The sequence below is a fragment of the Streptosporangium sp. NPDC000396 genome (genome assembly GCF_042898655.1).
Lineage (GTDB): Bacteria > Actinomycetota > Actinomycetes > Streptosporangiales > Streptosporangiaceae > Streptosporangium.
This window is the reverse complement of record NZ_JBIAZA010000068.1, coordinates 1-10,081: the sequence shown is the minus strand read 5'-3', so window position 1 is coordinate 10,081 and position 10,081 is coordinate 1. Positions and strand designations below refer to the sequence as shown.

The 10,081-nt window shown below is 71.5% G+C and carries 9 protein-coding genes and 1 pseudogene; 2 read left to right on the top strand and 8 right to left on the bottom strand.

Annotated features, from left to right (window positions below; all coding sequences use genetic code 11):
- Positions 1–313: 313 nt before the first annotated feature.
- The 7 genes and pseudogenes from ACFY2X_RS47030 to ACFY2X_RS47000 all read right to left on the bottom strand — a co-directional run bounded on the left by ACFY2X_RS47030 (position 314) and on the right by ACFY2X_RS47000 (position 6,035).
- Entirely contained in the window at positions 314–1,120 is an 807-nt protein-coding gene (locus ACFY2X_RS47030; protein WP_389951928.1) for a class I SAM-dependent methyltransferase, read from the bottom strand.
- Between the two features lie 252 nt (positions 1,121–1,372).
- The gene (locus tag ACFY2X_RS47025; RefSeq protein WP_389951925.1) at positions 1,373–2,233 is read right to left on the bottom strand and encodes a universal stress protein; all 861 of its coding nucleotides are present in this window, start codon (positions 2,231–2,233) and stop codon (positions 1,373–1,375) included.
- Between the two features lie 270 nt (positions 2,234–2,503).
- Entirely contained in the window at positions 2,504–3,319 is an 816-nt protein-coding gene (locus ACFY2X_RS47020) for a DUF6544 family protein (protein ID WP_389951923.1), read from the bottom strand.
- The gene (locus ACFY2X_RS47015) at positions 3,316–3,699 is read right to left on the bottom strand and encodes a hypothetical protein (RefSeq protein ID WP_389951921.1); all 384 of its coding nucleotides are present in this window, start codon (positions 3,697–3,699) and stop codon (positions 3,316–3,318) included. Before ACFY2X_RS47015 ends, ACFY2X_RS47020 begins: the two co-directional genes overlap by 4 nt.
- 31 nt (positions 3,700–3,730) lie before the next feature.
- Positions 3,731–3,814 (bottom strand): annotated as a pseudogene (locus tag ACFY2X_RS47010) (hypothetical protein); the annotation flags it as partial.
- A 19-nt stretch (positions 3,815–3,833) separates the two neighbouring features.
- On the bottom strand, positions 3,834–4,829 hold the full coding sequence (locus ACFY2X_RS47005; protein WP_389951919.1) for an Acg family FMN-binding oxidoreductase: 996 nt from the start codon (positions 4,827–4,829) through the stop codon (positions 3,834–3,836).
- Positions 4,830–5,138: 309 nt separating this feature from the next.
- Positions 5,139–6,035: a universal stress protein gene (locus ACFY2X_RS47000; protein WP_389951917.1), complete on the bottom strand. Its 897-nt coding sequence runs from the start codon at positions 6,033–6,035 to the stop codon at positions 5,139–5,141.
- A 315-nt stretch (positions 6,036–6,350) separates the two neighbouring features.
- On the opposite strand from ACFY2X_RS47000, the gene ACFY2X_RS46995 reads away from it, so the two are divergent.
- Positions 6,351–7,025: a pyridoxamine 5'-phosphate oxidase family protein gene (locus ACFY2X_RS46995; protein WP_389951914.1), complete on the top strand. Its 675-nt coding sequence runs from the start codon at positions 6,351–6,353 to the stop codon at positions 7,023–7,025.
- Between the two features lie 80 nt (positions 7,026–7,105).
- On the opposite strand, the gene ACFY2X_RS46990 is transcribed toward ACFY2X_RS46995, so the two are convergent.
- Positions 7,106–7,207, bottom strand: a complete 102-nt coding sequence (locus tag ACFY2X_RS46990; RefSeq protein WP_389951912.1) for a universal stress protein — start codon at positions 7,205–7,207, stop codon at positions 7,106–7,108.
- 81 nt (positions 7,208–7,288) lie between these two features.
- Here ACFY2X_RS46990 and ACFY2X_RS46985 point away from each other — a divergent pair, with 81 nt between their 5' ends.
- The gene (locus ACFY2X_RS46985) at positions 7,289–9,943 is read left to right on the top strand and encodes a GNAT family N-acetyltransferase (RefSeq protein WP_389951908.1); all 2,655 of its coding nucleotides are present in this window, start codon (positions 7,289–7,291) and stop codon (positions 9,941–9,943) included.
- The last annotated feature ends 138 nt before the right edge of the window (positions 9,944–10,081 follow it).

Here is a 10,081-nt window from a genome sequence, read left to right as displayed (position 1 = left end):
GCCCCAGCAGAATCGGCGACATCGCCCGCGCAGCGCTTGTCCTCACCCATTTCGAGCACAACTACCTACCGGCAATTCGCTGAGATCACGTCAGTCTCGAGTTTATGCATGTACGCCATGGCCTGTGACTGATCCCAGGTAGGTCGGACATGATGCAACAACGAGCTTTATCGCAGCAATTCTGCTAGTGCGTGAAACAGTCTTTGCGCTCCCATTCCAGCGATGATCAGCGACATGGCGGTCATCGATGGGCGGCTACCCATCCGGGCTGCGGCTCATCACCCGCCGGCATGACTTTGCCGATCGTCCGTGGTCAGGCGGGCCTGTACGCCTGGACGGTGTGCACGGTGAAGGACACCGCCCGGAAAGCGGGATGGGTCATCGCCGCGCGGGCCGCCTTGAGGCCCGCTTCCGTCAGACCGTGTGCCAGCAGGGCCGGCTCAAGATGCCGGCTGTTGCTGAGCAGGAGCGCCACCCCGGCCGAATCCGGCCCCCACACCTCGCTGTGGCACTGCGGGTCGACGCCGGTGAACCCGGCATCGGTGAGCGCGGCCGCCACCTGCGGGCCCCAGGACGGGTCGGCACCGGCCGCGCGTAGCACGCCGACGAGCCCGAGCAGGTAGGCGCGGTAGGCCTTGGCGTCCTGCGGTGTCGCCGCGGTGAGGATCGGCCAGTGCGTGGTGTCGATCTCGTCGATCTGGATGACTCCACCCGGTTTGAGCGCGGCGAGGAGCTTGGACAGGACCCGGTGGCGCTCGGGAAGGTGGCTGAGAACCAGGCGGGCATGGATCAGGTCGAAGGCACCCTCCGGCAACGGATCCGCCGTCACGTCATGCCTGGCCACGGTGAGACCGGGAACTTCGGAGATGAGCTGGGGCTGAATGTCGGTGGCGAGCACGCGGCCGGTGGGGGCGACCCGTTCGGCGAGCCAGACGGCGACGCTGCCGCCGCCGGCGCCTATCTCCAGGCATTCCCAGCCATCAGTGATCGCGGTCTCTTCGAGGCGCCGGAAGGTGCCGGGATCCAGTAACCGGGCAAGACTGTCATGCTGGCTTCCGGCATGGGGGTTGGCGTTGTCGAAAGCGTAGGCAGGATGGGTGTCATCGGGCCGGTGAGTCATGGATCTCTTTCGCTGGGGGACGGTCGCTGGATGGTCGGTTGCGGCGAACGGTCGTCTGCGCACGTCCAGGAGATCGATCGATGCCATTAGTGGTGCCACAAAAAGAAATCAGACTTCCACGCTAACCGATCATTGACGACTCCCGGCGTGCCGGTGGCCGTGGGAACGGATCTCTCGGGTGCCACCGTGCCCGATTCCCGGACGACCGGGACGCCGGGTGCGCGGGCGGGCTCCTCCAGCATGGAGCCCCGGTCAGCCGTGCCGGGCCTTCGAGGGGACCACGACCATCGGGCATGCGGCGTGGTGCAGCAGTGAGTGGCTCACCGAGCCCAGCATCAGCCCGGTCAGGTCGCCGCGTCCGCGTGACCCCACCACCAGAAGATCGGCCTCCGTCGAGGCGTCCCGCAGCATGTCCACCGGGTGCCCGTACTCCAGCCGCTCGACGACCTTGACGTCCGGGTAGCGCTCGCCCCAGCCCGCCAGCGCCTCGGCCAGCACGCGCCGTTCCTCCTGGGCGGTCTTCTCGGCGTCGGCCAGGGCGAACGGCCCGCCGCCGACGATGGGCCTGTTCCAGGCGTGAACCGCGCGCAGGACCGCGCCCCTGGCGGAGGCCTCGGCGAAGGCGAAGGCCACGGCGTCCGCCCCGGCCGGGGAACCGTCCACGCCGACGACCACCTCACCGCGCGGCTGGGCGGGCGTGCGCCGTACGACGGCGACCGGGCAGGAGGTGTGCCCGGACACGCCCAGCGCGATCGAGCCCAGCAGCATGCCCCGGAAACCGCCCAGCCCGTGACTGCCGACCACCAGCAGCTGCGCCTGTCCCGCGGCCTCGGTCAGGACCTCCCGGGGATCGCCGGGCAGCAGCGCCGACTCCACCTCGACGTCGCCGCCCTCCGCACGCACCCGTTCCAGCGCTTCAGTCAGCGTGGACTCGGCACCGTCGCGCATCCACCGGCCCACGTCCGCGTGCGGGCCGTCCTCGGCCATCTCCAGCGGCCAGGCAGGCATGACGTGCACGACACGCAGGCCGGTACGGCGCAGCCGGGCCTCTTGCACGGCCCAGCCCACGGCCTCCAGCGCGGCCCTCGAACCGTCGACTCCCACCAAGATCATGTTTTCTCCTTCCCTGGTTTCATCCCATCGCCGTACGGCACGGCGGGAACACCGGCAAAGGTCCTCTTCTCACGGGACCTCCGGCCGTCACGGGGCCTCCGGCTGTCAGGAGGTGACCATCGGGGCCTCCGCGCACAACACGGCGAGAGCCAAAGGGTGAGCCGGGCGAAGACCAGCGCGAGCACCGCCCGGGTGCGGACCTGATCGTCGTTCCAGCCCGTCCGGCGTGGGTCGTTCCGCGGGAACGGTCCGCGTGCCCGGCGTCCGCCTTCAGGCTCGGTCTTCCGTGATCGGCTCCGGTGGGGCACCGGCCGGATCGGACGCCCCATGCCGTTCCGGGGTGACCAGCTGAAGGCGAGTGATCCGGTACCGGAAGAACTCGCCGTCGGCCCACCGGTCGGTGCCGAAGAACCATCCCACCCTTCCCGCGCTGGGGATGGTGATCCCGCCGAAGGTGGCCCATGCGGTGATCTCACCTCCGAAGGGATGTCTGCCCCAGGATCCGGTGTTGCCGGGGTCGCCCCACCGGTCGAACACGAAGGAGCGGATGCGGCCGTCGGCGGTGAGCTCGTAGCGGGTTCGGACCCCCCTGCCGTCGATCGCGTGGCTGACGCTGACATGTGTGTCGTCGTCGGCCGACCATTCCGCACCGAAGCGCGGCAGCAGTGACGTCGGGATCCAGCAGGCCTCCGCGCCCGCCCGCTCGGCGCAGGAGCGGGAGACGTCGTCCCCTTCGGCGTGGGCCAGCCGGACCAGACCGGCCGCCTTCCAGTCCATCCCACCGCGCCCTTCGGCGTAGTGGTCCGATCCGGCGATGAGGGCGGCCACGCGCGCCGTCCATACGAAGCCCCGGTGTGGAACGAGCACCTGTCGCGCGTGGAAGGGAAGCCACCCGCCGAGTTTGATGCCGCCCCGCATGCGCAGGCGGGCGGCCACGGCCAGGGGGGTGCCGGGGGCGATGGCCGCGCCCAGGTGCTTGCGCACCGGTGCCGGCAGCCCAGCGATCTCGGCCTCGGTGAAGGTCGCCGGGGCCGGGAGCCGCGCCAGGAGCGCCGCTTCGATCCGTGACCGCTCCGCCTTGTTCACGCCGCCCTCCGCGCACGTCTCAGGGTCAGGGAACCGAGCGCCGCCGCGAGGACGACCACATCCACGACGACGCCCGCGACTGTCTGACGAACGTCAATCAGCGCGACCGGCAGTGACAGGGCGACGGCCACGAGCGCGGTGGGGCGCCAGACCGAACGGCCCGCCGCCAGCAGAACGGCAGCGCAGCAGAACAGCATGGCCGCGTCGAGCCAGACCACCCCGGCCAGCTTGCCTGCGATCGTTCCGGGGTCCGGCGCCATCTGCCCGTAGGTGAGCTCTCCCACCTCGGTGATCTTCCACAGCAGCAGGAACCCCGCCATGTGAACGACCCCGTGGCCGAACAGGACAACTCCTCCTGCGATACGTAACCATGTGCGCACAGCAGATCTCCTGATCTGTTGGGGGGTGAGGGTGGATCAGGCCCGGCGTCTCCGGCGCCACGTGATCGGGCATCCCGCGGGGAAAGGAGAACTGCCGGAACAACCGCCGCGTCCCCGCTGCCTCGGGGTGCGGCTCAGGTCGTCCGGCGTTCCTCCAGGACGTCGGCGACCGGCCGCCGGACTGACTCGCCCTCGTCGAGGGTGAAGCCCAGACGCATGATCATCTGGGGATACTCGCCCGACAGGAGCTCTTGGCGCAGGAACTCCCGCAGGTGGGACGCCTCCAGCGCCTGGGTGTGGAAGGCGGCGCGAACCCCGTGGGCGCAGGCGTGCAGCAGCAGGCGCTGCAGCGCCTGGCCCGCCGCGATCCAGTCCTCGCGGGAGTCTCCCGGCGTGGTCAGCACCGCCACCAGACCGGTCGAGGCGGCGGCGAACTGGTCGGCGTCGCCGCCCCACTGGTGGCCGTGGGCGTAGTCGCGCTGGGGGAAGTGCGGACGGGTCCTCCGCGGCTCGCGGGGATAGCCCCCGGCCGGAACCCCCTCCGCGCGGGTGCTCCCCGGCGGCTGCGCCCAGCGGACGACCTCCAGGGTGAACACCCGGTCCTGGGACTGCACCTCCTGGGCGGCCTCGGTGAGCGCGGCGAGCACCAGGACGGCCGGCTCGGACCGGATCGGTGTCAGCCGCGCGTTCTCCGCCTTCGCCTGGTGGACGAGTTCCTCGACGAGGGGCTCGGGCACGGGCACGTCGGTGAATCCGGCACGGTGGGTGCGGCGGCGTTCGATCTGGTCGTACAGCAGCCGGGTGTGCTCGTCGGCCTCGACGGGCTCGCCCAGCCGTACGGTCGCCAGCAGGGCGGGCCGGTCGGGATCGGGCAGCACCCGCACCCGCGCCTCACGGCCGAGCGTGCGCGACGCGAGCCGCACGTTCATCAGGGCCGCACCGCAGCTGACCAGCATCTCCCTGCCTGAGGGGTCGCCGATCCGCAGTTTCCTGTCGCTGTCGGCCCGCAGGGCGATCTCCTCGCCCTCGACGACGAACGACCACGGCTGGGTGTTGTGCACCGACGGCGCCCACACCGCGGCCTGAACCGCCGCACGGGCCACTGCGGTGATCTCCTCGGTCGTACGCATGCTCTTGAGGTCACCTCCATCACCGACGTGCGAAGAGGAGAGATGCGGGTCGAACCGCCGAAGTCGCGATGATCGGCCCGTTGAGCGCCGGGCTGTCCCGCGAGACCACAGCGGTGGAACACCCGCCGTCGTCAACGATCTCGAGAAACGAAGCGTCCGGCGGCAACGGCCACCGTTCTTCGGCATCTTCGGCCCGCATGCCTGTTCTCCTCATGACGACCATGCCTCGGGGCTCTGGGAGGTGTCAGCGGCGAAAGTCCTCGATGCGGGGGACTTATGTCCGCTCCGCGCCACCGGCCCGTCCGAGGCTCAGGACCGGACCACCGCCACCGGGCAGTGGGCGTGGTGCAGCACCCCGCGGCTGACCGACCCCAGCACCGCGGAGGCGAGGGCTCCCCTGCCGTGCGAGCCCACGACGACCAGGTCCGCCGTGCCGGAGGCGTCGACCAGGGCGTCGACGGGATGCGCGCTCTGGACGTCCTCCAGCACGGTCACCTCGGGGAACTTCTCCTGCCACGCGCCGAGCCTGTCCCTGAGGAGCTGGAACTGCGCGCGGCGGACCTCGTCCATGTCGTAAACGAGCTCCGGGGCGAAGGCGTGCACCGGAAGCTGCCAGGCGTGGACGGCGCGCAGCACGCAGCCCCGCAGCCTGGCCTGTTCGAAGGCGTAGGCCAGCGCGGGCTCGCAGCGCGGGTCGTCCTCGACGCCGACGGCGACCTCGCGGCGTGCCTGTTCGCCGCCGGGGCGGACGACGACCACCGGGCTGTGGGCGTGCCCGGCCACGCGGGCGCTCACCGAGCCGAGCAGGGCTCCCGCGAAACCGCCCAGTCCCCTGCCGCCGAGCACGATCTCGGCGGCGCCGGCGGCCTGGTCGCACAGGGACCGGATCAGGTCGCCTTCGATCAGTTCGGTGCTCACCTCGACCGACGGCTGGCGTCCGCGCGCCGCCCGCTCGGCCTCGGCCAGCACCTTCTTCCCGTTCATGACCAGGGTTCCCGGCCACTCGGGAGCGGAGAAGCGGGGGATGTCGTAGGGACCGCGCTCCACGACGTGGACGATCCGCAGCGGCGCGTGCCTGCGGAAGGCGTCGTCGGCGGCCCATTCCACAGCCCTGCCCGCTTCCTCCGAGCCGTCCACCGCGACGACGACCGGCGTCTGGCCGTCGTGTGAACCCGAAACCGGCGAGCCTGTGGTGTTCGACGACATTTCGTCCTCCTCACGTACGGATCTCTGTCACTTCAAGCGTCGAACGCGGGGAAGGGAGAACCCAGAGGCAGCGGACCCGTCCATCCAGGGACTTTGGACCCGGTTTCGCGCCGTTCCTTCGGGTAGGCATCGCCGTAAACGACGAACGGGAAAGAGGGCCGGGCCGATCCGGTCGTCCTCCGTGCCTTCCACAGCGGCCGAAGGACCCGATCGCCGGGGACTTCCGGCCCTCGCTCCCGCCCCTTCCCCGGGGTGGGATGGAGGACATGGCAGGCAGGCCCGCGACGGCCTTCACCTTCTCGCTGGGAGACCTTGATGACCGAACACATGACGACTCCGGGTGATCTGGGCCGTCGGGTGACCAGGCGCCGTGAGGACCTGGGGCTGACCCGCGATCAGCTGGCGAACCGGGCCGGAATCGACCCCCTGTATCTGGCCTACCTGGAGGAGAACCCCGCCTCACCACCGGCCGAGACCATCGCCAAGCTGGCCGTCGCCCTAAACACCGGCGTGACCGAGCTGCTCGGCGGGACGATCGACCTGCCACCCGGCCGCGGCCGTCCCGCCGCGGCTCCCCGCCTGGAAAAGCTCGACACCGACGAGTGCCTGCGGCTGATCTCCCCCGGCGGCGTGGGCAGGGTGGCCTTCACCGAACCCGAAGGACCCGTGGTCCTGCCGGTCAACTACGCGGTGCACAACGGCGCGGTGGTCTTCCGCACCGCCTTAGGCGGCCCGCTGGACGACCAGCTGCGTACCGGCGTCCAGGGCGTCGAGCTCAAGATCGCCTTCGAGGTCGACCGGATCGACGAGGCCAGCCGCGAGGGCTGGAGCGTGCTGATCCGCGGCGGAGCCCACCACGTCGTGACCGGCGACGAGCAGTCGACCGCCCAGGCCTCCGGAGTCCAGCCGTGGGCGGGCGGCGACCGCGAGCTGTACGTCACGATCGTCCCGACCCAGATCAGCGGCAGGCGCATCCAGCACGTCCTGTGAGACAGCACGCCCCGTGAGGCCGTACGGCTGGTCTCGCGGCCGGGGTCCGTCACGATCGGCGATCCCCGCGGCCTGCCGGCTTACCTGACGACCGCGACAGGGCAGCGGGCGTGGTGGAGCACTCCTCGGCTGGGCGAGCCCATGATGAGGGAGCCGACCGCGTGAAGACCACGGGACCTCACGACCAGGTGGAGACGACCGTCCCTGCCCGCCAGGGCACTTCGGCCCTATGGAACGGCGTGGCGGTGACCGACGCTGCTGGTATGAGGCGAACCCTCCCCGACGAGTGCGATGTCCTGCTGCGCGAGGGCGACATCGCCCACATCCGGCCCCTGCGGCCCGGCGACCGGCCCCTGCTGCACGAACTGGTCGACAGGTCGTCCGAGCGCTCGGCCTACTTGCGGTTCTTCACCGGCGGCAAGGCCGGCGCCCACTCCTACATGGACCGGGTCACCGAGCCGGAGCACCTGGGCCGTGCTCTGGTGGCCGTGGTGCGCGACCGGTTGGTGGCGGTCGCGGAATACATCCCCGGTGACGCCGGTGACGCCGAGATCGCGATCCTGATCGACGACGCGATGCACCGCCGCGGCCTGGGCACCCTGCTGATCGAGCATCTCGCGCTGGACGCCGCCGACGAGGGCGTTCGCGAGCTGGTCGCCGACGTGCTGGCCGAGAACCGCCCCATGCTCCGGGTGCTGGACGACCTCGGGCTCGCGACCAGGCGGACGTTCACCGACGGAACAGTGGAGATCCGGATGGACGCGCACCCCACTCCGGACATGCTGGAGCGGATCGAGGCACGCGCCCACCAGGCGACCTCCGCCTGCCTGACCCGGCTGTTCCGTCCCGAGTCGGTCGCGGTGATCGGCGCGGGCCGCGCCCTCGGCGGAATCGGCCACCGGATCCTGCGGAACGTCCTCGACGCCGGGTTCCCCGGCCCTGTCTACCCGGTCAACCCGCACGCCGGCAAGATTCTCGACCTGCCCGCGTACGCGAACGTGCGGGACGTCCCGGGCCCGGTCGACCTGGCGGTCGTCGCGACCCCCGCCTCCACCGTGCTGGAGATCGCCCGCGACTGCGCGAGCCACGGCGTGCGCAACCTCGTCGTCGTCACGGCCGGGTTCGCCGAAAGCGGGCGGGCCACCGCGGAAGGCGAGCTGTTGAAGATCTGCCGTGAATCCGGCATGCGCCTGGTCGGCCCCAACTGTCTCGGCGTCGCCGCCCCCGGGGCCCGCCTCAACGCCAGCTTCCTGCCCCATCCGCCCCTCCCCGGGCACCTGGCCCTGATGTCGCAGTCCGGCGCGGTCGCGGTCGCCCTGATCGACCGGGCCAACGACCTGGGGGTCGGCCTGTCGGGGTTCGCCTCGGTCGGCAACAAGGCCGACGTCAGCGGCAACGACCTGCTGGAGTACTGGGAGGACGACCCGGCGACCCACGTGATCGCCCTGTATCTGGAGTCGTTCGGCAACCCCCGCAGGTTCGGCCGCATCGCACGCCGGGTCAGCGGACGCAAGCCGATCATCGTGATCAAGAGCGGTCGCGGCGGTTCCGGGGAGCGGGCGGTCCGCTCCCACACCGCGGCCGCCGCCACCCCGGACGTCGCCGTCGACGCCCTGCTGAGGGCCTCGGGGGTCATCCGCGTCGACAGCGTCCAGGACATGCTCGACACCGCGCGCCTGCTGGCGGTCCAGCCGCCGCCGCGCGGCGGCCGGGTGGCCGTCGTCGGCAACTCCGGCGGACCGCAGGCGCTCGCCGCCGACGCCTGCGAGCGGCACGGTCTGCTCGTCCCCGAGTTGTCCCCGGTCACTTGCGGGCGTCTGCGCTCCCGGCTCCCGGCCTCGGCGGCCGTGACCAACCCCGTCGACCTCACCGCGGGCGGCACCGCGCGAGATCTGGCCTTCGCCGTCGAGACCGTGCTGGCCGACCCGGACGTCGACAACGTCCTGGTCGTCTATACCCCGCCGTTCGGCTCGGGGCTGGCCAGAACGCGCCGCGCCATCACCGCCGCGACCGCCGCGACCGTCAAACCTGTGATCGCGTGCATCGCGGGGCACGACGGCCTGCTGGACGGGCGTGTTCCCTGCTACGCCTTTCCCGAGCAGGCCGTGCGGGCGCTGCGCCACGCGGTGGACCACGCGTCGTGGTGCGCCGTGCCGCATGCCCCGCCCGCAGAGCCGCGGACGGCCGACACCGCCGCCGCACGCGCCATCGTCGAAACGGACCTGGCGCGCCATCCTGGCGGCCGATGGCTCGACCACGCCACCGCGGCCCGTCTGCTGAGCTGCTATGGCGTCCACGTCGTCGAATCGGCCGAGGTCGAGGGGCCGGACGGCGCGGCGGCGGGTGCCGAGGCGACGGGATTCCCGGTCGCGCTCAAGGCCACCGGGCCCGATCTGGTGCACAAAAGCGACGTCGGCGGGGTCCGTCTCGGCCTGGCCACGGCCGACGAGGTCCGCCGTGCCTACCGGGAGATGGCCGGCGCCATCGGACCGGCCATGACCGGCGCGATCGTTCAGCCGATGGCCGAGGCCGGCGTGGAGATGATCATCGGCGGTGTCGCGCACGAGTCCTTCGGTCCCCTGCTCATGGTCGGCATGGGCGGCGTCGCCGCCGAGCTCATGGCGGACCGCACCTTCCGGGTGCCGCCGCTGAACGAGGACGATCCGGCGGCGATGCTCGCCGAGCTGCGCTGCGCGCCGCTGCTGTCCGGCTACCGGGGACGTCCCGCCGTCGACGTCGCCGCGCTCCGAGAGCAGATCGTCGGCGTGGGGCGGCTGCTGGAAGACCTCCACCAGGTGGCCGAGCTCGACCTGAACCCGGTGATCGTCACCGCGTCCGGCGCGGCGGCCGTGGACGTGCGGATACGGCTGGCCCCGGCGGTCGCGCCGCCGTCGCCGTTCCGCAGGAGGCTGCGGTGAACGGGCCTGCTCTCCGGCTCACGGGCCCGGCCGGCGGCCTCCCGGGATCAGCCGCACCGCGGTGACCTTGTACTCCGGGCACGACGTCACGGTGTCGGCATGGCCCGAGGTGAGGGTGTTCACCCCGCTGGCGGGGAA

Bases quoted from the DNA above. Each gene is read 5' to 3' on its own strand.
- ACFY2X_RS47005 (WP_389951919.1), bottom strand. From the start codon at position 4,829: ATGCGTACGACCGAGGAGATCACCGCAGTGGCCCGTGCGGCGGTTCAG.
- ACFY2X_RS46985 (WP_389951908.1), top strand. From the start codon at position 7,289: ATGAGGCGAACCCTCCCCGACGAGTGCGATGTCCTGCTGCGCGAGGGC.
- ACFY2X_RS47000 (WP_389951917.1), bottom strand. From the start codon at position 6,035: ATGTCGTCGAACACCACAGGCTCGCCGGTTTCGGGTTCACACGACGGC.
- ACFY2X_RS47025 (WP_389951925.1), bottom strand. From the start codon at position 2,233: ATGATCTTGGTGGGAGTCGACGGTTCGAGGGCCGCGCTGGAGGCCGTG.
- ACFY2X_RS47030 (WP_389951928.1), bottom strand. From the start codon at position 1,120: ATGACTCACCGGCCCGATGACACCCATCCTGCCTACGCTTTCGACAAC.
- ACFY2X_RS46995 (WP_389951914.1), top strand. From the start codon at position 6,351: ATGACCGAACACATGACGACTCCGGGTGATCTGGGCCGTCGGGTGACC.